This is a genomic window from Bradyrhizobium sp. USDA 3397, from assembly GCF_054060965.1.
The window spans coordinates 1,427,079-1,448,393 of sequence record NZ_JBSSDS010000001.1; the positions used below are offsets into that span (position 1 = coordinate 1,427,079).

Sequence of the window (21,315 nt, forward strand, 5' to 3'; positions counted from 1 at the left end):
CCCACCTCATCTCTTAGGCAATATATATCTTAGTTACTAAGATAATTAGTGACCGTAATTTCTCCTAGCACCACGGAAACGTCGGGAGCAAGCCATGGCCCACCGTCCCCGCAAGGCGCTGATCATCGGCGCCGGCATCGCCGGCCCCGTCGCCGCGATCCTGCTGCGCCGCGCCGGCATCGAATCCGCGATCTACGAGGCCTGGCCCTATTCGAAAGGGATCGGCGGCGGCCTGCAGATCGCACCGAACGGCATGCATGTCCTGGACGAGATCGGGCTGGCGAAGCAGCTGATCGACCGCGGCTCGGTCGCGGAAGCCTTCGACTTCTATTCGCAGGGCGGCGAGAAGCTCGGCTCGATCAACCGCGACCTGGCGCGGCGCTTCGGCCAGCCGGCCGTCAACATCGCGCGCGCCACGATGAACGAGATCCTGATCGACAAGGCCTGGTGCGCCTCTGTCTCGCTCTATTTCGAGAAGCGCCTGATCAAGATCGAGGATCGCGGCGACCAGCCGATCATCGCCTACTTCGCCGACGGCACCACCGCCGAAGGCGACTTCCTGATCGGCGCCGACGGCGTGCACTCGGTCGTGCGCCGCCAGGTCGTGCCTGACGGCCCGCAGCCGTTCGACACCGGCCTGATCGGCTTCGGCGGCTTCGTGCCGCGTGCCGTGCTCGACGGCAGATCCATCGGCCAGCACGTCGAAACGACCTTCGGCCAGAGCGGCTTCTTCGGCTATGGCTATTGCAGCTCCGATCCGAAAGACGGCGTGATGTGGTGGAGCACGCAGCCGGCGCACGGCATGGACGCGGCGACGTTCCGCGCGCTCGACCATGCGACGCTGAAGCAGCATCTGCGCGGCGTCCATCACGGCTGGCATGATCCGATCCCCGCCATCATCGAAGCGGCCGAGAACATCGTGGTCACCGACACGCTCGACGTCGCGACCCTGCCGACCTGGTCGCGCAAGCGTTCGGTCTTGATCGGCGATGCCGCGCACGCGACCAGCCCCCATGCCGGCCAGGGCGCCTCGCTGGCGCTGGAGGACGCGATGCGATTTGCTCGGCTGATGCAGGAGGGCCAGGAGCTCGGCGCCACCTTCCAGGCCTTCGAGGCCGAGCGCCGCCCGCGCACCGAGAAGATCGTCGCGATCGCCCGCCGCAACGGCAACAGCAAGCGCGAGTTCAGCGCCACCGGCGCCTGGATGCGCAATCAGATGCTGAAATGGCTGCTGCCGCTGGGCGCCAAGGGCATGGACTTCATGTACGCGTATGATGCCAGGGCGGCGTGACAGAGACGGTGCCGTAGGGTGGGCAAAGCGCAGCGTGCCCACCACTGAGAGATGGTGGGCACGGCGCGTTGCGCCTTTGCCCATCCTACGAGAGCCGACCTAGCTCTCCACCCCAAACGTCAGCCCGGCATTGTCCTGCAGCCGTTTGATCAGCTTGTGCTGCATCGCCGCGCCTGGCGTCCAGAAGCCGGCGGGAACGTCGCTCGCATCGCGCAGCAGGCAGATCGCGCATTCGGAGATCATCTTCGAGGTCGAGCCGTAGCCGGGATCGCGGTCGCCGGTGACGCCGGCGCGGACCATGCGGCCGTCGGGGGCGATCGCGACATAGAGCAGGTTGAACAGGCCGTTCTCCCGCTCCTCTTTCGACGGGCCCTCGCCCGGCTTCGGCGCGTTCGGCCCGGTCTTCTCGGCATTGGCTGCCATCACGCGCTTGGCGTTGGCCTCGCCCTTCTCGCCGGGACCGGTCAGCACCATCTCGTCGTAGACGAAGTCCTTCCCGTAGGGAAAGCCCATCAGCATGTTGGAGCGATGGACGTTGCGGGTGTTGATCAGAGCCATCATGAACGGCGCGGCCCAGGATTGCAGGTCCTCTTCGAAGACCGCCCTGTTGCCCTTGGGCTGTTTCGGGCCGGTGAAATCAGGTGTCAGCGCGAAGTGGTCGTTGAGGATGGCGACGAGGCTGAGGTCCTTGGCGACGGCATCGAAGGTCGCCTTCGCGCTCGCCGCGGTGCCGCCTGACAACGTGCCGCGCATGTCGCGCACGCGGCCCTTCACACGTGGTGCCGGCGCGCCGAACACGCGCTTTGCCTCCTCCTGCACGAAGAAGGTGCCGAGCTCGAACGGCACGGAATCATAGCCGCAGGAGAACACGATGCGCGCGCCGCTCGCCTTGGCCGCCGCCTCGTACTTGTCGATCATCTGCCGCATCCACACCGGCTCGCCGCAAAGATCGAAATAATCGACGCCCGCAGCGACGCAGGCAGCGAGCAGATCCTCGCCGTAGAACTGGTAGGGACCGACGGTCGTGATCACCGATTTGGTCTGCGCCACCATCGCCTTCAGCGACGCCGCATCCGACGCATCCGCCACGATCAGCCGCGTGTCGGCCGGCGCGCCGATGGCGTCACGCACCGATGTCAGCTTGTCGAGGCTGCGGCCCGCCATCGCCCATTTGAGCGCCTTGTCGTCCTTGTAATGCGCCGCCAGATATTCGGCGACGAGCTGGCCGGTGAAGCCGGTCGCGCCGTAGACGACGATGTCGAATTTCGCAGAGCTCATGATCGGCCTTTACTTCTTCGCGTAGCTCACGCCCATGCCGGCACGGACGTCGCTTTGAATGCCATAGGGCGGGATCGGATAGCGCAGGCCGTTCTTGGCCAGCGCCTTCATGCCCTCGATCGCCCTGGCGAGATGGGAGGGCTTCAAGGCCATCAGCATCTCCTCGTCCGGCACGCCGCCATAGCGCCGTTCGGCATAGCATGGCAAGGACAGGCTGGGCTCCCCGGTCTTGAGCGCCCGCCCCCAGGAATCCGCGCAGGCGGTCTCGCCGACCACGCCCCATTCGAACTTCTTGTAGCCGGTATATTGCAGCCCGTTGATCAGGATGATCATCTGCCCCGGCGTCGCATAGACGAGGCAGATGTCGGGCGGATCGAGCCGGCCGCTGGCGAGCGGACTGACGGCGAGCGCCTGATAGTGTCCGAACGGAACCACGTCCAGCGCCTCCTGGCGCTTGCGCGCGTCGTCCGCCGTGCCATGCCACACCCCTACATAGTTCTCGCCGGCGAGCCATTTCTCGTCCTGCGGCGCAAGACCGATCACCGCACGGCATTGGCTACCCACGAGATCGTCGGCGGTGATGCCGACGGTCCAGCCCAGGCGCGCGGCCATGCTGACGATCTGGTCGGTGGTGTGAATTGCGTTCGGGCGGCGGATCTTCGGGATCGCCTCCATCTCCGCGATGCTCGCGAACAATTTCATGCCGATCACGTTCGTCTTCAGCCGCAGCAGGCTGTTGAGATCGGCGACGAGGCCGGCAAGGTCGATCCTGTCCGTACTCTGCTGTTGCATGGCTTCCTCCGCGCCGGCGATGGTGCGCCGCGTATTCTTGTTTTGCGGCTTTGTTCTAGTCCCTGCCCGGTCCCGGAAGCAACTCGGAGATCCTGCCCATCAGACGGTAAGCGGTAAGACCGATCCACTCGCGCACCGCAACTTCGGTTCGTCTCAAGCCGTCCGCGCCCATGTTGGTGAAGGAGAATAGATCCTCACGTCCCCCCATCCGCCAGTCCACCGGATAGGCCTCGACGTCAAATCCGGCCTTGCGGAAGATTCCCATCGAGCGCGGCATATGGAAGGCCGACGTCACCAGGAGCCAGCGCTCGCCGGGCTTTGGTGATACCAATTGCTTGGTGAAGATCGCATTCTCCCAGGTGTTGCGGGAGTTACGCTCGAGGATCAGGCGGTCCTTCGCGATGCCGAGATTCTCCAGGATCGGCGCGGAATAGTCGGCCTCCCTGGCCTCGCTCGATACCAGGTTCGCGGAGCCTCCGGTGAAGACGATGCGCGCATTGGGGTAGCGGCGCGCAAGCTCGGCCGGCGCAAACAGACGATCGGCCGCGTGCGCGACGACCGGCGTGCGATGCGCCGCCGACAGATCGGTGTCGACCGAGCCGCCGAGCACGATGATGCCGTCGGGCGCGCCGCGCGAGGCGTCCCACGCCGGGAAGCGCGACTCCAGCGGGTAGATCAGGAGATTGCCGAGCGGCGAGAACGCCGCGAGCGCCAGCAGCACCAGCGTGGTCACGGCAAGCCGGCGGCCAAACGCGGCAAAGCGCGTCGCCATCAGCAAGACAGACACAATTCCGAGCTCGACCAGAAGATTGATCGGCAGCAGCGCGACGCCGATGGTCTTGGAGAGAGCGAAAAACAGAGGAGCCTCGCTGGAATGATCGTGCCTGCCATGCGCGGGCTTGGCCGGCCCGGCCTTGTTCGGAAATCCTTCTTGAAAGAGGATCGATCGCCGGGTCAAGCCCGGACCGATCAAACCAACCGGACGCGGCAAATGACCCATCATCACCTGCATTCCAGCCCTGAAACCTGCCATTGGGGCTTCTTCGAAGCCGCACTCAAGCCCGTCCTCACCGTGGCCAGCGGCGACGAGGTCACGGTCGACACCATCAGCGGCGGTCCCGACATGCTGCCTGATCGCGACAGGTTTCACATTCCGCCCGAGATGCACCAGGTTCATGCCAGAAACGAGCGCATGCTGCCGGGCCACATCCTCACCGGTCCGATCGCGGTCGAAGGGGCCGAGCCCGGCGACGTGCTCGCGGTCGAGATCCTCGACGTGCAGCTCCGGCAGGATTGGGGCTGGAACATGATCAAGCCGCTGTCCGGCACCCTGCCCGACGATTTCCACGAGACGCGGATCCTGAACATTCCGCTCGACCGTACCAGGATGGTCGGCCGCATGCCGTGGGGCCTCGACCTGCCGCTGAAGCCGTTCTTCGGCGTGATGGGCGTATCGCCGCCGCCAGCCTGGGGCCGCATCTCCTCGCTGATTCCGCGCGCGATGGGCGGCAATCTCGACAACAAGGAGCTCGGCGCAGGTGCGACGCTATATCTGCCGGTCTTCGTGCGAGGGGCAATGTTCTCCTGCGGCGACGGCCATGGCGTGCAGGGCGACGGCGAGGTCTGCGTCACCGCAATCGAGACCGCGCTGCAGGGCCGCTTCCGCCTGACGCTGCGCAAGGACCTGAAGCTCGACTACCCCCGCGCCGAGACGCCGACGCATTACATGACCATGGCGATGGACCCCGATCTCGACCAGTGCGTGGTGCGCGCGCTGCGCGACATGATCGCGCTGCTCGGCGAGACGCGAAATCTGTCGCGCGAGGACGCCTACACGCTGTGCAGCCTCGCCGCCGATCTCCGGGTGACCCAGACCGTCAACGGCGCCAAAGGCATCCATTGCATGATCGAAAAGGCGATCGTGCACGGCTGAGCCGGGCCGCCCCTTCCCGACCGATTGACGACCCCCGCCGCCCGGTCTACCGCGCGGCGCGCTGAGTCGTGGGTAATTTCCCGTGCGATTCCAACATGCTGAGCGTCACGCACAGCCTGCATTTGACTTCCGCCCCCGAACCTAAATAGAGTCTTAATCGTTACTTTTATGTATCCGAGTAAGAGGCTAGCGTTCGGGCCATGGCCACCGAAAAAGCCGAGACTGACCGCATTCCCGTAACCTTGGCGCTCTCGACCATCGCGTATCTGGAGAAGCTGGTGAGACAGGGCACCCACGGCACCAGCGTTCCCGGCGTCGCACGGACATTGATCGAGGAAGGCATCCGTCTCGCCATCAAGGACGGTCTTCTGTCGATCCGCGACAATGGCAGGACGTGAGCGCGCTCGGTACGTGAGGCGGACGGATCTCGAGACCGCGGATGGCCGACATCTGCAACCTGGGATCGCCGACAAATGCCTGTTCTCTCACCGACCTGGACCGACGAACGAATCGAACTCCTGAAGCAGCACTTCGAGGCCGGCCTCTCCTGTCGCGAGATCGCCGCCGACATCGGCGTCAGCCGCAACGCGGTGATCGGCAAATTGTCGCGGCTCAATCTGACGCGCGGCCGGACGGTCGACGACCGCAAGGTCCAGGACAGAGGCCTGGCGCCGGCGCGGATGCGCAAGGCTGTGCCGCGGCTGCAATACGAGATGCTCGCCACGCTCTATGGCGAGACCGATGCGCCGGTGGTTGCCGGCCCGATCGACGAGGCCAACCGCTGCTCGCTGCTGGAGCTGTCGGAGAATCGCTGCCGCTGGCCGATCTCGACGCCGGGCGCAGACGATTTCTGCTTCTGCGGCAACACGGCGCCGGACGGCCAGCCCTATTGCGCCGGCCACAGCCGCCTCGCCTACCGGCCGCCGGCGCGCACCCGCGCGATACGCGGCTGACGTTGCGCGCAGCTGGACAACAAAAAACCTCCGGCGGGGCATCGCCGGAGGTTTCTGGAGGCTTAGCATGAAGCTAAGAGCCGCAACTTTCGTATTTGGCTGAGAGCTATATAGCTTAGTAACTCAGGTAAGTAAATAAGTTTGATGCATTCGAATCGCATGGCTCGCCTTCGTGTTCCGCATCAGCAATTTGATTTTCCGAAACGATGCCCATGAAAAAACCCCGGCGGTTTACCGCCGGGGTTCTCCGATCGATTTGCGCGATCGATGATCAGAAGTTGCGCTGAGCGCGCAGCAGCATGCTCACCGAATCCTGGTCCTTCAGCTCGTACACGGCCGCCGGCTTCGCAGCCGAGGGAATGCCCGGGCTGTTGATGGCGCCAGAGTACTTCTGGTCCAGACGCGACCAGCTGAGGTCGGCCGTGAACGCCAGGCCCTTGACCGGGGTCCACACGGTGTTCACACCGACCACCGCGAAGTTGAAGTCCGGATTACAGGTCGAACCGGCCACGGCGATCGCGGCGAAGTTGGTGCAGATCAGGCCTTTGCCCGTCGTGCCGTACCTCAGCTGAGCATAGCCACCGTAGATGGCGCTGGCCCAGTTCGGGCTCCAGTTGTGGGTATAGCCACCACGAAAGCCCCAGGTCTTGACGGTGTCGATACCGGTACCGGTTCCGAACACGCCGTCGGCGACACCGGCGAACCCGGTGCTCTGATAGGCGCCGTTGCCGCTGCCGCTGAACATGAAGAAGCTCTGCGGGAACAGGCTCTGGAAGTTGTAGCGGGTCGCACCGTCCGTGTAGACGGCCTGCAGGTTGATGACGTCACCCGCGCCGGTCGGGATGTTCTTGATCGACAAGGCGCCCTGCACGGCCCAGCCCCACTTGTCGGAGGGATGACCGGAGACTTCAGTCGCGCCGTAATAGGCTGAATGCAGCTCATGGGCCGCGACCGAGATCTGCGCCAGACCCCAGGCCTGGTCGACACGAACCTGACCGATCACCTCGGGCATGCGCGTGCCGCCCCAAGCGCTGGCGCCATAGACGCCGGTCACGAACTGCGCCGCCGTACCCGACGACACGTTCCAGAGGTTCGACTGACCATTGTTCGCCGACGTCTCGTCCTGCAGCGCGAACGAAGCAGTGATGCCCTGGCCGAAGTCGGCCGTGTAGGCAACCTGGTTCACGCCGTTGACGTGGTTGGAGCCGCCCGGAATGGTATCGGGGCCGCCCGCCGGATAGCTCTGCCAAGGAGCGTCGAAGATCGAGACCGTGCGGCCGAAGGTGAAGCCGGCGAACTGGATGAACGCATGGTAGAGACCGAGCGAAGCCGAACTGGTCGAGAACGCCGAGGGATTGCTGCCAGTGACGTTCGTGGAGTCATAGCTGACGACGAGGTCGGCGTAGGTACGAACGACGCCGTATTCGGTCGCCGTGCGGGTATCGATGTTGAAGTCCAGACGAGCGCGGGTGTAATAGTAGTTGGTCAGACGGTTGTTGGACCCGCCGTTCACACTGCTCGAGCTGTTCCTGAAGCCATAGTCGCCGCCGCCGCCGAGAAGCATGTCGGCGCGGACGTAACCACCGAGCTTGATGCAGGTATCGGTGCCCGGCATGTAGTAGAAACCTGCGCCGTAGAGCGAGCAGATCTTCACGTACTCGACCGCCTTGGCCTTGACCGGAAGATCAGCTGCCTGAGCTCCACCAACGGCGATCAATCCCGCCGCAGTGCCGAGCAAAAGGCTCTTCACCACTTTCATTTAAAACCTCCAAGTTGCTCATTTAACGGAGACCGGACCATGAGGCCCCCCAGATCCCCGTCTCTTCATCAAATCCGCTCGGCCGCTTCGCGTTTTCGGACGTACCCGCATTCGCGAGGGACGTGAGCGAACCACCTGCAACGGGACGATCGAGAACCCCCCACCGTCACGGATCAATATGCCCGCGCAGCTCCGTTAATCAAAATAGTTTATTAGATCAGCTTTGTAGTTTCACTAACCGTGTGTCCGCGGCGCAACACCGGGGGTGGGCCGAGAAGGTTGATCGGGTCATATTTGTAGTTTTCGTGACACAATTAGCCTGCTCTGCACTTGCGTCAGAGCAGAGTTGCGTGGACTATGCCCACAAACGAACGATCGAAAAGAGAATCAGCTTGCGGGAGTGACGCTGTGTCCGCGACGAGGAAAGAAGGGGCGCGCCTGCGCACCATCGGCAACCTGGATATCATCAGGCGATTCACCTGGGAGATATCGTCGATCAACATGTATCTCGAGGAGCTGCGTCAGTTCTGGGCGAGGACGCTCGGCATCAGCGGGCCGCAATGGCTGATCCTGATGGCGATCTCCGACCTCGACAAGGACGACGGCATTCCGGTCAACGTCGTGTCCAAGCTCCTCCACGTCGATCCGTCCTTCGTCACCACCCAGTCCAAGCTGCTGGAAAAGAAGGGTCTGTTGCGCCGCCGCCCCTCGCCGACAGACGCGCGCGTAGTCCGGCTGTCCCTGACCGAGAAGACGCAGAAGCACCTGGCGAGCCTCAACGAGCAGTACAAGACCATCAAGGAATTCGTCTTCCGGGAGTTCGACGAGGCCGAGCTCGCCGAATTCACCACCAAGCTCGCGACGCTGAAGACCCGGCTGGAAAAGGCCTGCGTCCGCCTGAGTCTCGACTTCTGAGGCGGAAGCCGGCGGCTAGACCCGCCTGGGCGCGCGAAGGCGCGATTCGAGCCAGTCGAAGATGTACTCGTTGGCAAGGCTCGGATTGTCGGCATGGGCCTGTGCCGCGCCGGTCTCCGCCGCAGTGAACACTTTGAGCATGACGTCCGAGCTGCCGAGCCGGGAGTTCTGGACCAACTGACGCGCCCGGTCGGCCTTGAGCCAGCCGTCCTCGCCGAGGGTGATCAGCACCGGGCAGTCGGCGCTGGAGGCCATCAGCGGCGCATGCGGCACCGGCACGATGCTGACGTCGCTCATCGCGAATCGGCTGGCGAAGAAGGCTCGCTCGTGCAGGTCCCACAGGCCGCCGTCGCAGACGGCGGCGGCAAGCCGCGGCTCCTGCAATACCGCGCGCGCCACGAAGGACGAGCCCCAGCCATCGGCGACGATTGCGACGCGCGCGAAATCGACGTCCTGCCGCGTCTCCAGATAGTCCATGACGCCGGGGATCGCGCTCTCGAGATCCCTGCGCCGCAAGAGCGTATCGAGAAAATCGTCGCGCTGGTCGCCGAACAGGTCGAGCGCCAGCATCGAGAAGCCGCGCTCGCGCGCGTGCGGCTCGAGCTTGAACAGAAATTCTTCCTTGCGGTGGCCGGGCTCGCCGATGCAGATCACAGTCGGCGCCGGCTCCGTCCCCGACGACGCAGGAAGGAAATAGCCCTGCAGCGAATGCCCGTCGAGCCAGGGTATCGTCACCACCTCGCCGGCCGGCCTGCGCGCGGTGAGGTAGCTGCGCGCGCATTCCTGCGTGGCCAGCACCGCCACCCAGCGGCGCTCGTCGGCGGCGTCGAGCGGCATCGCTGCGGCCCCATAATAGTTCATGGCGCGCAGCCAATTGCGCTGCGCACTGGCGCGGTGGCCCTCCGCGAACGCGGCCTCCGCGCGCTGCCGATTGGTCTGCGCCAGCTTCTTCCACTCGCGGTGCCAAGAGCGGTCGTCGTCGGGCTTCAGGTGCCGCGCGATCATCAGGCATTCCGCGATCGTGGCGCCGCCCTCCTGGGCCGCCGTGAGCAGCCGCGTGAACTCAGCTGAAATGTCCTCTCGCTCCGGGCAAAAGGTCCAGTCGTCGGAGAGGCATGCGGGCATCATCGAAAGCTACGCTCTAAAAGCTACGCTCTAATCGTCGCGTTACGCGATTGACTAAACCATTTCAGATCGCCGACCAAGCCGCCTCGCGCGGCATTACAGGCATTTGAGATCAACATCGCTTGAACATCGTCATGACGGATGGATGACATTCCAACAGCTCATGGTGCGCGACGAACATTGGCAGCAGCTGACACATAGAATTGTCCGAGCGTCTCTTGCCATGACGACCATCATAGCCATATTAGCGCGCCTCGTTGGCGCGCTAACGAATATGACCCCTAGCGGCGGCGTGCGCGCACGCCTCTCCTTCGAGACGGCGCTGACGCGCCTCCTCGGGCTTTCGGGTGCGATGGGTGGGCGCCCCGCCGGCGGCCTCAACCAAGCCGCCAGCCGACCTCCTGCGTAAAACTTTCGTAGAAGGCACGGTCGTAAGCCTGCTCCGGCGTGGCGCGCACACGCTCGTCGAGGCGCTCGGCATCCTCGCCGACGAGGATGCGCCACCGCTCCGCCTTGACGCCGTCCAGAATGATCTTCGCCGCCTGGGCGGCCGTGGTCGGCGCGTCCTCCAGGAAGCTGCGGGCGCGCTCGGCGAACGCGGCCTGGATGTCCTCGTCCGACATCTTGTCTGCATCCGGCACGCCGGCGGCGGCCATGCGCTTGCGGGTCAGTGCCACCTCGTCGGCGTTGAGCCGCTCCGAGCCGTCGCCGCTCTGCACCTTGCGCGAATTGGAGACGATCGACGTGCCGATATGGCCGGGCATCACCACCGAGCATTTGACGTGTGGGGCGTGCAGGCGAAGATCGTTGATCAGCGCTTCGGTAAATCCCTTCACCGCGAACTTCGCGGAGCTATAGGCGGTGTGCGCCTGCCCCATGCCGATCGAAGCCCAGAAGCCGTTGACGCTCGCGGTGTTGACGATGTGGGCCTCGTCCGCCGCGACCAGCATCGGCAGGAAGGTGCGCACGCCGAGATAGACCCCGCCCCAACAGATGTTGAAGGTGCGCTCCCATTGCTCGCGGGTGTTGGTGAACAGGCTGCCGCCGCCGCCGATGCCGGCATTGTTGAACAAGAGATGAACCTTTTCGGTCTTCTGCTGCTCGGCGACCTCATCGCGAAACCGCTTCAGATGATCCTCGATCGCCACGTCGGCGACGTGCGTCGTGACGCGCAGGCCCTGCGGCAGCTTCTCGACTTCGCAGAGCCGTTTGGTCTCGGCCATCGCCGCTTCCGAGACGTCGCACATCGCGACGTTGCAGCCTTCGGCGACGAGCTGCCGCGCGAGCTCACGCCCCATTCCCGTGCCGCCGCCGGTGATGACCGCGATCTTTCCAGCAAAATCCTTCATGGGACTTCGGTCCCTCCCCTTGTCGGTGTGTTTCTTGGTCACGGCGCCGCTGACCGCGGCGCGCGCAAAACTGTAGCAGCGCGACATCCGCGGGTAAAAGCCGCGCGTTGCCCTCTTCGCCTTCGGTAATTTCGGCGGGCGGACTACGCGCGATGCCGCGCGCGGGCCTTGTGAAGTGGCTCATAGGCGACACGGCCCGGACAATCGATCATTCCCAGGTGTTTTCCAGCGGGTTCCCCGTATTTGTCCGGCTTCGGGTTAATGGCAATTTTTTTACAATCCGAATCGCCAAATGGGGGGTGGACGCTGGATTTGAGTCGGCCAGGCCAGCGTGTTGTTTGCGTGTCACAGGCTCTGGCACTCCGCTTGCATCCTCTTCGTGGTCAGAAACAACCAACGAGGTGATAGGAATGTTCGTGACCGTCGTTGCCGTGCTTTGCCGGCTTGGCGCAGCCAGCTCAGGCAGTTGTGTCGAGGAAATCGTGACCGACAGCAACATGACACCCGAGATTTCGCTGATGCAGTGCGCGATCGGCGCACAAGCGCCTCTCGCGAAGTGGATGGGTGAGCATCCGATTTATCACGCGAACTGGCGCCTCGAGCGCTACAAATGCGTGCCGGGTCACTATGAGATCAAGGGCCACGCCTAAGGCCCCGCAAAACCACTGGTACCGAGACCACGGATACCAGAACGATCAATCCAAGAGGAAACGCCCGTGGGCCGCTTATCCCTCCGCGCGGACACGGCGCCAGACCGATCACGGCAGGCGCTCTGTGACCATGATCACGCCCTCCCTCTAAGCCACTTCACGCAAGATGATCGCGCGTGCCCGCCGTCCTTCCGGCGTCGGCATCAGCGCGAAGTTGTGCGGCTGCTCGCGCAATAGATGCAGCTCGATCGGCACGCCCACCGCCCTCGCCCTTGCGGCAAGGTCGACGCTGTCGGGATAGAGAAGATCGCGCGTGCCCGAAAAGATCGTCATCGGCGCGAGCCCGCGGAAACCGCCGTTGAGCGGGCTGACGAAGGGATGGCCGACCTCGAGCTCGCCGGCATAGAGCCGCGCGGCCTCAACGATGCCCGGAATATCCTGGATCGGATCGCGCGCGGCGATCGCAACCTGCTCCGGACGGCTGACCGAGGCATCGGCCGCGGGCGAGATCAGCAGCATCCGGCTCGGCTGCCGATGCCCGCGATCGCGCAGCCATTGGCAGGCGGCGAGCGCAAGGCCAGCGCCGGCCGAATTGCCGACGACCGTCACCTTTGCATCGGCCGCGTCTTCCAGCAGCATGCGCAGCAGCTCGGCCGTCGCCGGCACGACGTCCTTGGCGGTCGCCCGCGGCGCCAGCGGGTAGATCGGCACGACACAGCAGACGCGCGCCTTGCGCGTCATCTCACCGATGAAGCGCCAATGCGCCGGCGCGATCTCGTTGATGTAGCCGCCGCCATGCAGGAACATGACGTAGTTGCAGCCCTCGTAGCCCGACGCCGGAGCAGTGTAGTAGACCGGCCAGCCGCCCATCTTGGTCAGCGTCACCTCGACGCCGCCGCCGACCCCGATCGGCTCGTGAGAGGCCGGGGCCAGCGCCAGCTTCTGCACACGCGCCTGCACCGCTTCGGCGGATGCGAGCTGCGCCTTGTACGGAAGCTGGCGCAGCAGCAGGTTGAACGCCCGGCTTTGCAGGCTTGGTGCAGGATCGCGCGACGTCCGCGCGCCGAATACGCAGCCGCCCGGACAGAATTGAAAGGCCGACACAAGTCTCGCAACGCTCATCGCCACATCCCCATCCGGCTGTTTCGACCCGGCGACGAAGAGGGTTGCCGACCCGCCGCCATTGGACGATATAATGCGAGCATTCACTCGCTTTTCCTACTCGCATTCAGATCACAAGTCCGTGGCCCGCAAACCGTCCACAACACCCCGGAAAAATGCCTCGCAGAAGCGATCCCGTGCCACCGTCGACGCGCTGGTCGAGGCAACTGCTCGCATTCTGGTCAAGGAAGGCTTCGAGAAGACCAGTACCAACCGCATCGCCGAGATCGCCGGCGTCAGCGTCGGCTCGCTCTACCAATATTTTCCCAGCAAGGAGGCGCTCGTCGCCGCCGTGATCGACCGCCACAACGAGGCGATCATGAATGTCGTCCGCGCCGCCTTCGCGGAGGTCGCCGATCTGCCGATCGAGAAGGCTGTGCGCCGCCTCGTCACCGTCGCGATCGAGGCCCATCAAATCGACCCGAACCTGCATCGCGTCCTCGCCGAGCAGATCCCCCGCTCCGGCCACCTCGCCGAGGTCGAAGCCTACAGCCACGAAGTCAACGCCCTCGTGCGCGCCTATCTCGAACGTCACCGCAAGGAGATGCGCAAGCTCGACCCCGCGCTCGCAGCGTTCATGTGCGTGAGCGCGATCGAAGCCATCGCGCACAACACGGTGCTGAACGGCGAGATGCTGTCGGAGAAGATGGTGAAGGTGCTGGTGGACGAGACGACGCGGATGGTGGTGGGGTATTTGAGGTAGGTGGGCGACAAGCCAGGGCACTTGCGATCTAGCTCCGCACGATCCTTCTTGAGCTTCGCATCTGGCCTGATGACGATCGCACTGCCCGCGTCCAAAGCTGATCGTATTTGCGCGACTCATCCTCCGCCGGGACGCGACCGCGTCAGTCGTCGCGCGGTAACTCGCCTCGCCAATTTAAATATTTAAATATATTTAATTTTGACAAATTAAATCATTATTATTTGAGGCCGGGGAGAGCCGGAGCGTGGTCAAGCACGCTCTTGCTCCGCGATGTCGGTATGTCATCACCGTTTTTGCGCGTCTTAAGGAACGCGACCTCTGAGCTTGCATTGTCGGCTTGATCTTCAATCGTTCATGAGGTCGACAATGCATCTTCTCGTCAGAATGGCGGCGATTGCGACAGTCCCTGCTTGGATCGGGTTGAACGCGAACGGCGCTCAAGCACAGGATTTCCATGACCGGTGGTCCATCATTCCGAAGGCTCAGGCAGAGCCGGCGCCTGCTGGACCCGAACAGCCGAAGAAGGATCAGATTGAGGCGCCACCTCCAACCGCACAAGAGCCATCGGCTGATCGCTCGGGCATGCGATCTTTCAATCGAGTCTTTACTGGAAAGGCCTCCTATTATTCATATTCCAAAGGCAAGACAGCGAGCGGTTCGACATTCAATCGGAATCACCTCACGGCGGCGCATCGCACCCTACCGTTCGGCACCAAGGTCCGCGTGACCCATGGAGGAAGCAGCGTCATCGTCACCATCAACGACAGAGGCCCGTTCATTCGTGGCCGCGTCCTCGATCTCTCGCTCGCTGCCGCGCGCAGCTTGGGGATTACGAGTCGCGGCGTAGCCCAGGTTCGTGCCGAGGTGCTGTAGCAGATGACTCTTGAAGCGCCGTGACATTGAATAACCGGACGCGCTTGTGGATCTGCCCGCTCGAGTGGCTCGCCGCCTTCATCGGCATCAGCGCGATTGAGCCGGTCGCGCAAAATACCGCACTGGCGCGATGGCCACGTTGTGCGCCACCGACTCGATCGTGCTGACGCGGATGAAGGTCGCCGGATCGAGGTCGATCTTGCGCATCTCGTTGCGGCGGCTTTCGAGATAGGTGCGCACCAACGCGTGGACCTCGCAGTAAAGGCTTCGCCTCCCGCTTATCTGGGCGACAAAGGCCGCCGGCTCTGCCTACGAACAGGAGGTATTGAACAGCGTACCGGGGGCGACCTTGTCGAGGCACTCTTCGTCAGCGCCGGCGGCGGTTGTCAAACCTCGGTTAAGGGCGGCTGCCGCGAATCCGTCCCGCGAGCGACCTGCGGCACCCTTCCGCCGCCGCGCAGGACAAGATGCTCGACGGAGCCGGTGCTTTCCGGCGCTCTCTTTCCATCTACCGGACTCTCATGTGAAGATTTCTCCACTCGCTTTGACCAGGCTCTGTAGTAGGCAACCGCCGTCATGATCGCGATTCCTGCCGCTCCGACGAGCAGTTGAGCGAGGATGCCGTTCCCTGCCAACTGCAGGATGAAGTACCCGATGAAGGCCAGCAGAATGCCCACACAAAACACTTCGAGGGACTGCTGGCCGCACTTTATCAGCGGTCGCCAGATGGTGGCTTGTAGCCCGCGCGCATCGATCGGTATGAACCGGGCACCCAGGATAATCAGCACCATCAAATGAAGATAGCGGTAGGGCGCCAGATTGGTCTTGTCGTTGGGATTGAAAAGCTCGAACAAGGCGGGCCCAAACAAGGCCCGGAGCTGAGGCTGGTGAGCAGCTAACGTCATGAGCGCCCCAAAAATCAAATAGGCAATCGCAACGACCAGCACGAACCTGGACCGTAGCAGGAAATGCAGGCGCCCCGCACCGGTCAACGCGAGCCATGCGCCCGTCACAAACAGAAGCTGCCACGCCAGCGGATTGAAGTACCAGCTTCCCGACGGGTAGGAAGGCAGATTCCAATGGAATTGCCGCGCAGCCAGATACAACAGCACCGACCCGATCATGACGGCGTCGGGAAATCTCAACATCAACCAGAGGATGGGAGGAAACAGCCCCATCAAAACGACGTAGAGCGGCAGCACGTCCAAATTCAGAGGCTTGTATCTCAGCAAAAGCCCCTGCGTCATCATCTCTACCGGCGCGCTGGTGACCGGTCCGGCGTTGAACAGATTGACCAGATCAGGGGCGTTGAACCTTTCCGACAGGAAATGGACAAAAGCCAGGTAGATCAGGAATAGCAGGATATGCGCCGTGTAGATTTGCCATACGCGCCTGAATAGCCTGCTGGTTCCGAACACAAAGCCTCGCTCCATCTTTCGCGTATATACGAGCGCTGAGGTGTAGCCGGAGATGAATACGAACAGGTCGGCCCCGTCGCTGAATCCATAATTTCGGAACGAACACCACACCAGCACCGTGCCGGGGACATGGCCGAGAAACATCGCCCAGTTGGCGAGGCCGCGAAACAGGTCGAGACGCAAATCACGTTGAGGTGGCGGCAGCGCAAGCCCGAGCTTCATTCTGCTTTCCGTCGTGCAACGATTCGCGATCGATGTACGCGACCCAGCACCGAGAAGCTGCCGAGATCGCTCACGCTAGATGCCGGGCTGAGAGCCTCATTTGAGGAGCGACTTCGCCCAAAGGCAATTGCACCACGTCGGTCTCGCCGAGAGCGAGTGAAGTTTGATGCGGTCAATAGAACAATGTTGGCGCACTGAGGTCAGCCGGATATTGACCTGAGTCAAGCGACCCGCCGAGTGCCCCAGTACTGTACATGCATGACCTCGAACGCGCGGAGGCTAACCGGCGTTCGGATTTTCCCACGGATAGCTGGCAGGGAATCTTGGTTCCGAGCAAAACGCGCGCGCTGTGTCATCGGGCCTGACCTGATGGGCGTTTCCTCGGTTGGTCGTGGGAGATGGTGCGCACGCTGGTGGACCACGCGGATCGCGATGGGGTATTCGAGGTGGTGGCGTCAGTCCTCGGCGCGTGTGCCTTTATGGAAGCCGGCGGAAGCTCCTCGCAGGATAACAATTAGTCTATCGTCGATGCTCCGCAACGCCGATCATTTCGGCGGGCAGAGGAAGGCCGTCAGGCTTCCTTCTTTTTCACGCTAATATTTCCATCGCCCTCGATATATGCTTCTACCACGTCCGAGGGGCTCGCTATGCCCTCCTCGCGCAGCTTGCTCATCAACTCGTCCATCGTCACCAGTTCCTGCCGCATGTGGCGGCGAAGGACCTGCCCGTTTTTGATGAGCAGGAGCGGCGCCGGGCGAGCAAGCCGCTCCACGAAAGGCACGTGATACCCGACCCAGTCGATGGCGAGATTCCAGAAAATGATGGTGGCAACGAGCACGATACCTTCTGTGATCGAGCGGTATTCGCCCGCCATGCCATTCTGCGCCGCGTCCGCCAGCAGGACGACGAGAAGCACATCAGGGATGCTGAGCCCGCCGGTTTGCCGCTTCAAAATGAAGCGCATCAGCGTGAAGATGCCGAGATACATGATGGTGCCCCGCACGATTATTTCCGTGACGGAATGCGTCGGGACGAAGATCTCGCTCCACGATAGCTGAAACATGTTGCCCTCGCCTAAATGGAAGCGTCCTGATGCCGCGTATCGAAACTCTTATCGACACGAACGGTTTCGGATTGCGAGGAGAATGGTCAAGATTGAGCCTCTCGCCGACAGCTCGGTCGTCATTGTCCGACGATCCGCTCCTTACCCCGGTCCGACGAGTCACATCGTTTCGGAAAAACCTTATGTCCCAATGACATCGCTACTGTGCATGGGGTTGTTTTCGGCGTCTTGATGTACCGCCCGCCGCAGGCCCCGCTTCTGGTCACAGGCATCCCTCGCGGCCCGGAGCAGGCTTCGCGCCGACGGTCAACCCGACAGATGTTGAAAAAATGGTCGGAGCGAGAGGATTTGAACCTCCGACCCCTAGTCTCCCAGACTAGTGCGCTAACCGGGCTGCGCCACGCTCCGAATGCCGTTCCATTAGCTAGGATCGCCGCTTTGCGCAAGGCGAGGCCGCAGCATTTTGCTGGATCCGCCAAAGCTTCCGGAACTGCCCCGGAAAGCCCGCGGGACCGCCCTAGCCCTCCTTCAGGGCCTGATCCAGCATCTCCCGGCAGGCGACGAGGTCGCCGAGGACCCGCTCCAGCCGCTCCCGGTCGAGCGCGCTGGGGCCGGCGGGCGCGGCGGCGCCGCCTTTGCGGAAGGTGGTGAGGATCTCCTCGTCGTCGATCTCGGTGAAGCGGAAGTCGATGCCTTCCTCCTCATCGCCCTGATAGTCGTCATCGTCGGTGTCGGTGACGCCCTTGATGGGGGCCTCGTCCTCCGGCTCCATCAGGCTCGCGCCGATCGCGTCCTCGATCGCGCCGAACGAGACCGCGGCCGCGCTGTCGGCGAGGCCCTGCACCGATTTGACGCCGTGCTCTTTCAGGATGCGCTGCACCCCGCGGATGGTGTAGCCCTCGCCGTAGAGCAGCCGGCGGATGCCCTTGAGCAGGTCGACGTCGTCGGGGCGGTAATAGCGGCGGCCGCCGCTGCGCTTCATCGGCTTGATCTGGGAGAAGCGGGTCTCCCAGAACCGCAGCACGTGCTGCGGAATGTCGAGTTCCTGCGCTACTTCGCTGATGGTTCGGAACGCATCCGGCGCCTTGTCCAAAGGCCAGTCCTTTCCGAAAGGCGGTTACGCCTCTTCTTGAGCCTGGGTGGCGTCGCCGTTGGTGCGGTGCTGGGCGTTGATCCGCTGCTTCAGGATCGCCGATGGCTTGAACACCATGACGCGGCGCGGCGAGATCGGCACCTCGGTGCCGGTCTTCGGGTTGCGGCCGATGCGCTGGCCCTTCTTGCGCACCATGAAGGAGCCGAACGAGGACAATTTCACCGTCTCGCCCTTCTCCAGGCAGTCGGTGATCTCCTTCAGCACGAGTTCCACGAAGGCAGACGATTCCGTGCGCGACAGGCCCACCTTCTGGTAGACGGCTTCGCACAGATCGACACGCGTTACGGTTTTGCTGGTCTCGCTCATCGCCCTGCCCCACCTCACGGCGAACAATTCTTGTCTGAAATTATGAGCTTACGATACGGCGGTCAACACCGCACATCAATGCAGACGTAGCGATAATCGGCGGTGATTCCGGCAAAATTTTATCGGTGTGGCTTACCAGCGCACCAGCGCCGAGCCCCAGGTAAAGCCGCCACCCATGGCCTCCAGCAGGACCATGTCGCCCTTCTTGATGCGGCCGTCCTTGCGCGCCACCGAGAGCGCCAGCGGGATCGAGGCCGCCGAGGTGTTGCCGTGGCGGTCCACCGTCAGCACCACCTTCTCCGGCGCGATGTGCAGCTTGTGCGCGGAAGCATCGATGATTCGCTTGTTGGCCTGGTGCGGCACAAACCAGTCGATGCCGTCGGCATTGAGCCCTGTCGCCGCAAAGGCATCGACGATGACGTCGGTGATCATGCCGACCGCATGCTTGAAGACCTCGCGGCCCTCCATGCGCAGATGGCCGACGGTCTGGGTCGAGGACGGCCCGCCGTCCACGAACAGCTTTGCCTTGTGGCGGCCGTCGGAGCGCAGATGCGTGGTCACGATGCCGCGGTCGGTCGCGGCATTGCCGGGCTGCTCCTGCGCCTCCAGCACTACGGCGCCGGCGCCGTCGCCGAACAGCACGCAGGTGCCGCGATCGTTCCAGTCGAGGATGCGCGAGAAGGTCTCCGCGCCGATCACCAGCGCCCGCTTGTAGGCCCCGGTGCGCAGGAAATTGTCGGCGGTGGCAAGCGCGAACACGAAGCCCGAGCACACCGCCTGCAGATCGAAGGCCGCGCCATGATTGATGCCGAGGCCGTGCTGCACGGCGACGGCGGTCGCGGGGAAGGTGTTGTCGGGCGTCGAGGTCGCCAGCACGATCAGCTCGATCGATTGCGCGTCAACGCCGGCATCGCGGAGCGCCGCCTGTGCCGCCTTGATGGCGAGGTGCGAGGTGAACTCGCCCTCGGCCGCGATGTGCCGCTCGCGAATTCCGGTGCGCTGCACGATCCACTCGTCGGAGGTATCGATGCGCGCCGCCAATTGGGCGTTGGTCACCACCTGCTCCGGCAGATAAGAGCCGCAGCCGAGCACGACCGAACGAATCTGAGTCACGAAACATCCTCCGGCGCGGGCTGCACGAATTTGAGTGCACCACCCTCGCGGTTGAGCATCTGATTGATCTTGTTCAGGAGATCGTAGTGAGCCATCTCATAGCCAACATCGATCGCATAGGCAAAGCCTTCGGCGTTGGTTCCGCCGTGGCTCTTGACCACCACCCCGTTCAGTCCCAGCAGCACGCCACCATTGGACTTGTTGGGGTCCATTTTGTCGCGCAGGGCCTGGAAGGCGCTGCGCGCGAAGAGATAGCCGAGCTTGGACATCCAGCTCCGCTGCATCTCGTGACGAAGCAATTCCGCCATCTGCCGTGCGGTTCCCTCGGCCGCCTTCAGCGCGATGTTGCCGCTGAAGCCTTCGGTGACGATCACGTCGGCGAGCCCCTTGCCGATGCCGTCGCCCTCGACGAAGCCGATATATTCGAGCTCCGGCAGGTTCCGCGCCCGCAGGATCTCGCTGGCCTCGCGGATCTCCTCGTGCCCCTTGATCTCCTCGGCGCCGATATTGAGCAGCCCGACCGTGGGCCGGGTCTTGTTGAACAGCACGCTCGCCTTGGCCGCGCCCATCACCGCCATCGACACCAGATGGTGGGCATCGCCGCCGAGGGTGGCGCCGAGGTCGAGCACGACGGACTCCCCGCGCAGGGTCGGCCAGATCGCCGAGATCGCCGGCCGATCGATGCCCGGCAGTGTGCGCAGATGGAAGCGCGCCATCGCCATCAGCGCGCCGGTGTTGCCGGCGGAGATCGCGACGTCCGCCTCGCCCTTCTTGACCGCGTCGATCGCGAGCCACATCGAGGAGGTCTTGCGGCCGCGCCGCAGCGCCTGGCTCGGCTTGTCCTCCATGCTGACGGCGACGTCGGTATGGACGATCTTGGAGGCGGCCTTCAGCTTCGGGTGCTGGTCGAGCTCGGGCTCGATCCTGGCGCGGTCGCCGACCAGCAGGAACTCGGTGTCGCGATGCCGGCCAAGCGAGATGGCGGCGCCCGGAATGACCACGGCGGGGCCGACATCGCCCCCCATGGCGTCCAGCGCGATGCGAACCTTGCTTGGCATGTAAGTCCTGGAAACCTGGTCTGGTGCGGTCTTGGGATCAGCGGGGCCGCAAAATGGGTTCGCCACCGGGACGGCGGCCGGCCAAGCGCCACGCCGCACCCGGACCGGGGCGCGACAATAGCGTTTTGTACCCCCGAAACAACCTCTTGCCCCCAGCCTTTTGCATTCGGGGCAATCCGGCCGCCGGCCGTGGATTTCGC

Annotated in this window: 22 protein-coding genes and 1 tRNA gene; 8 read left to right on the forward strand and 15 right to left on the reverse strand. The window is 63.5% G+C overall.

Features of this window, described 5'->3' with window-relative positions:
* Window positions 1-94: 94 nt before the first annotated feature.
* Window positions 95-1,291: an FAD-dependent monooxygenase gene (locus ACVWYQ_RS06670; RefSeq protein ID WP_456725534.1), complete on the forward strand. Its 1,197-nt coding sequence runs from the start codon at window positions 95-97 to the stop codon at window positions 1,289-1,291.
* Between the two features lie 99 nt (window positions 1,292-1,390).
* On the opposite strand, the gene ACVWYQ_RS06675 is transcribed toward ACVWYQ_RS06670, so the two are convergent.
* From ACVWYQ_RS06675 to ACVWYQ_RS06685, 3 genes are read right to left on the reverse strand one after another with little or no spacing between them, the layout of a single operon-like run.
* A complete protein-coding gene (locus ACVWYQ_RS06675) occupies window positions 1,391-2,569 on the reverse strand; it encodes a saccharopine dehydrogenase family protein (RefSeq protein ID WP_271538058.1) in 1,179 nt (392 codons plus the stop codon).
* Between the two features lie 9 nt (window positions 2,570-2,578).
* On the reverse strand, window positions 2,579-3,361 hold the full coding sequence (locus ACVWYQ_RS06680; RefSeq protein WP_275499911.1) for a DUF169 domain-containing protein: 783 nt from the start codon (window positions 3,359-3,361) through the stop codon (window positions 2,579-2,581).
* Window positions 3,362-3,416: 55 nt separating this feature from the next.
* Window positions 3,417-4,184, reverse strand: coding sequence for a YdcF family protein (locus ACVWYQ_RS06685; protein ID WP_456727126.1), 768 nt, complete (start codon window positions 4,182-4,184; stop codon window positions 3,417-3,419).
* Between the two features lie 168 nt (window positions 4,185-4,352).
* Here ACVWYQ_RS06685 and ACVWYQ_RS06690 point away from each other — a divergent pair, with 168 nt between their 5' ends.
* The 3 genes from ACVWYQ_RS06690 to ACVWYQ_RS06700 all read left to right on the forward strand — a co-directional run bounded on the left by ACVWYQ_RS06690 (window position 4,353) and on the right by ACVWYQ_RS06700 (window position 6,247).
* Entirely contained in the window at window positions 4,353-5,294 is a 942-nt protein-coding gene (locus tag ACVWYQ_RS06690; RefSeq protein ID WP_271538060.1) for an acetamidase/formamidase family protein, read from the forward strand.
* Window positions 5,295-5,494: 200 nt separating this feature from the next.
* Window positions 5,495-5,692: a hypothetical protein gene (locus tag ACVWYQ_RS06695; protein WP_024341172.1), complete on the forward strand. Its 198-nt coding sequence runs from the start codon at window positions 5,495-5,497 to the stop codon at window positions 5,690-5,692.
* 75 nt (window positions 5,693-5,767) lie between these two features.
* Complete coding sequence (locus ACVWYQ_RS06700) at window positions 5,768-6,247, forward strand: GcrA family cell cycle regulator (RefSeq protein ID WP_456725535.1); 480 nt, start codon at window positions 5,768-5,770, stop codon at window positions 6,245-6,247.
* Between the two features lie 271 nt (window positions 6,248-6,518).
* Here the strand turns inward: ACVWYQ_RS06700 and ACVWYQ_RS06705 are convergent, their stop codons facing one another.
* Window positions 6,519-8,006, reverse strand: a complete 1,488-nt coding sequence (locus ACVWYQ_RS06705; protein ID WP_271538062.1) for a porin — start codon at window positions 8,004-8,006, stop codon at window positions 6,519-6,521.
* A 408-nt stretch (window positions 8,007-8,414) separates the two neighbouring features.
* Here ACVWYQ_RS06705 and ACVWYQ_RS06710 point away from each other — a divergent pair, with 408 nt between their 5' ends.
* A complete protein-coding gene (locus ACVWYQ_RS06710; RefSeq protein ID WP_271538063.1) occupies window positions 8,415-8,921 on the forward strand; it encodes a MarR family winged helix-turn-helix transcriptional regulator in 507 nt (168 codons plus the stop codon).
* A gap of 15 nt (window positions 8,922-8,936) precedes the next feature.
* On the opposite strand, the gene ACVWYQ_RS06715 is transcribed toward ACVWYQ_RS06710, so the two are convergent.
* Both ACVWYQ_RS06715 and ACVWYQ_RS06720 read right to left on the reverse strand, forming a co-directional pair.
* Entirely contained in the window at window positions 8,937-10,049 is a 1,113-nt protein-coding gene (locus ACVWYQ_RS06715) for an alpha/beta hydrolase family protein (RefSeq protein WP_456725536.1), read from the reverse strand.
* A gap of 374 nt (window positions 10,050-10,423) precedes the next feature.
* Window positions 10,424-11,395 carry an SDR family NAD(P)-dependent oxidoreductase gene (locus ACVWYQ_RS06720; protein WP_157283505.1) on the reverse strand — a complete coding sequence of 324 codons (972 nt, stop codon included), beginning with the start codon at window positions 11,393-11,395 and terminating at the stop codon, window positions 10,424-10,426.
* A 410-nt stretch (window positions 11,396-11,805) separates the two neighbouring features.
* On the opposite strand from ACVWYQ_RS06720, the gene ACVWYQ_RS06725 reads away from it, so the two are divergent.
* Entirely contained in the window at window positions 11,806-12,045 is a 240-nt protein-coding gene (locus tag ACVWYQ_RS06725) for a hypothetical protein (protein ID WP_025036674.1), read from the forward strand.
* A gap of 147 nt (window positions 12,046-12,192) precedes the next feature.
* Here the strand turns inward: ACVWYQ_RS06725 and ACVWYQ_RS06730 are convergent, their stop codons facing one another.
* Entirely contained in the window at window positions 12,193-13,167 is a 975-nt protein-coding gene (locus ACVWYQ_RS06730) for an alpha/beta hydrolase fold domain-containing protein (protein WP_271538066.1), read from the reverse strand.
* Window positions 13,168-13,288: 121 nt separating this feature from the next.
* Here ACVWYQ_RS06730 and ACVWYQ_RS06735 point away from each other — a divergent pair, with 121 nt between their 5' ends.
* Both ACVWYQ_RS06735 and ACVWYQ_RS06740 read left to right on the forward strand, forming a co-directional pair.
* Window positions 13,289-13,909 carry a TetR/AcrR family transcriptional regulator gene (locus ACVWYQ_RS06735; protein WP_271538067.1) on the forward strand — a complete coding sequence of 207 codons (621 nt, stop codon included), beginning with the start codon at window positions 13,289-13,291 and terminating at the stop codon, window positions 13,907-13,909.
* A 366-nt stretch (window positions 13,910-14,275) separates the two neighbouring features.
* Window positions 14,276-14,782, forward strand: coding sequence for a septal ring lytic transglycosylase RlpA family protein (locus tag ACVWYQ_RS06740; protein ID WP_271538068.1), 507 nt, complete (start codon window positions 14,276-14,278; stop codon window positions 14,780-14,782).
* A gap of 87 nt (window positions 14,783-14,869) precedes the next feature.
* Here ACVWYQ_RS06740 and ACVWYQ_RS06745 read toward each other — a convergent pair whose 3' ends face one another.
* The 8 genes from ACVWYQ_RS06745 to plsX all read right to left on the reverse strand — a co-directional run bounded on the left by ACVWYQ_RS06745 (window position 14,870) and on the right by plsX (window position 21,115).
* Entirely contained in the window at window positions 14,870-15,022 is a 153-nt protein-coding gene (locus tag ACVWYQ_RS06745) for a hypothetical protein (protein WP_271538069.1), read from the reverse strand.
* Between the two features lie 146 nt (window positions 15,023-15,168).
* Window positions 15,169-16,422 carry an OpgC domain-containing protein gene (locus tag ACVWYQ_RS06750; protein ID WP_271538070.1) on the reverse strand — a complete coding sequence of 418 codons (1,254 nt, stop codon included), beginning with the start codon at window positions 16,420-16,422 and terminating at the stop codon, window positions 15,169-15,171.
* Between the two features lie 571 nt (window positions 16,423-16,993).
* The gene (locus ACVWYQ_RS06755) at window positions 16,994-17,485 is read right to left on the reverse strand and encodes a DUF421 domain-containing protein (protein ID WP_157283499.1); all 492 of its coding nucleotides are present in this window, start codon (window positions 17,483-17,485) and stop codon (window positions 16,994-16,996) included.
* A gap of 330 nt (window positions 17,486-17,815) precedes the next feature.
* Window positions 17,816-17,893: transfer RNA gene (locus tag ACVWYQ_RS06760), tRNA-Pro, on the reverse strand.
* Between the two features lie 109 nt (window positions 17,894-18,002).
* Window positions 18,003-18,578, reverse strand: coding sequence for a MerR family transcriptional regulator (locus ACVWYQ_RS06765; protein ID WP_271538071.1), 576 nt, complete (start codon window positions 18,576-18,578; stop codon window positions 18,003-18,005).
* A 24-nt stretch (window positions 18,579-18,602) separates the two neighbouring features.
* Window positions 18,603-18,944 (reverse strand): integration host factor subunit alpha, encoded by a 342-nt coding sequence (locus ACVWYQ_RS06770; RefSeq protein ID WP_036010431.1) that lies wholly within the window; start codon window positions 18,942-18,944, stop codon window positions 18,603-18,605.
* Window positions 18,945-19,076: 132 nt separating this feature from the next.
* Window positions 19,077-20,057 (reverse strand): beta-ketoacyl-ACP synthase III, encoded by a 981-nt coding sequence (locus ACVWYQ_RS06775; RefSeq protein WP_036025462.1) that lies wholly within the window; start codon window positions 20,055-20,057, stop codon window positions 19,077-19,079.
* On the reverse strand, window positions 20,054-21,115 hold the full coding sequence (plsX, locus tag ACVWYQ_RS06780; RefSeq protein ID WP_404540754.1) for a phosphate acyltransferase PlsX: 1,062 nt from the start codon (window positions 21,113-21,115) through the stop codon (window positions 20,054-20,056). The genes ACVWYQ_RS06775 and plsX overlap by 4 nt, the downstream gene beginning before the upstream one ends.
* Window positions 21,116-21,315: the final 200 nt, after the last annotated feature.

Coding starts and splice junctions, on each gene's coding strand:
- ACVWYQ_RS06700 (WP_456725535.1), top strand. CDS start 5,768: ATGCCTGTTCTCTCACCGACCTGGACCGACGAACGAATCGAACTCCTG.
- ACVWYQ_RS06680 (WP_275499911.1), bottom strand. CDS start 3,361: ATGCAACAGCAGAGTACGGACAGGATCGACCTTGCCGGCCTCGTCGCC.
- ACVWYQ_RS06670 (WP_456725534.1), top strand. CDS start 95: ATGGCCCACCGTCCCCGCAAGGCGCTGATCATCGGCGCCGGCATCGCC.
- ACVWYQ_RS06750 (WP_271538070.1), bottom strand. CDS start 16,422: ATGAAGCTCGGGCTTGCGCTGCCGCCACCTCAACGTGATTTGCGTCTC.
- ACVWYQ_RS06770 (WP_036010431.1), bottom strand. CDS start 18,944: ATGAGCGAGACCAGCAAAACCGTAACGCGTGTCGATCTGTGCGAAGCC.
- ACVWYQ_RS06675 (WP_271538058.1), bottom strand. CDS start 2,569: ATGAGCTCTGCGAAATTCGACATCGTCGTCTACGGCGCGACCGGCTTC.
- plsX (WP_404540754.1), bottom strand. CDS start 21,115: ATGCCAAGCAAGGTTCGCATCGCGCTGGACGCCATGGGGGGCGATGTC.
- ACVWYQ_RS06690 (WP_271538060.1), top strand. CDS start 4,353: ATGACCCATCATCACCTGCATTCCAGCCCTGAAACCTGCCATTGGGGC.
- ACVWYQ_RS06705 (WP_271538062.1), bottom strand. CDS start 8,006: ATGAAAGTGGTGAAGAGCCTTTTGCTCGGCACTGCGGCGGGATTGATC.
- ACVWYQ_RS06695 (WP_024341172.1), top strand. CDS start 5,495: ATGGCCACCGAAAAAGCCGAGACTGACCGCATTCCCGTAACCTTGGCG.
- ACVWYQ_RS06730 (WP_271538066.1), bottom strand. CDS start 13,167: ATGAGCGTTGCGAGACTTGTGTCGGCCTTTCAATTCTGTCCGGGCGGC.
- ACVWYQ_RS06740 (WP_271538068.1), top strand. CDS start 14,276: ATGCATCTTCTCGTCAGAATGGCGGCGATTGCGACAGTCCCTGCTTGG.
- ACVWYQ_RS06715 (WP_456725536.1), bottom strand. CDS start 10,049: ATGATGCCCGCATGCCTCTCCGACGACTGGACCTTTTGCCCGGAGCGA.
- ACVWYQ_RS06720 (WP_157283505.1), bottom strand. CDS start 11,395: ATGAAGGATTTTGCTGGAAAGATCGCGGTCATCACCGGCGGCGGCACG.
- ACVWYQ_RS06755 (WP_157283499.1), bottom strand. CDS start 17,485: ATGTTTCAGCTATCGTGGAGCGAGATCTTCGTCCCGACGCATTCCGTC.
- ACVWYQ_RS06725 (WP_025036674.1), top strand. CDS start 11,806: ATGTTCGTGACCGTCGTTGCCGTGCTTTGCCGGCTTGGCGCAGCCAGC.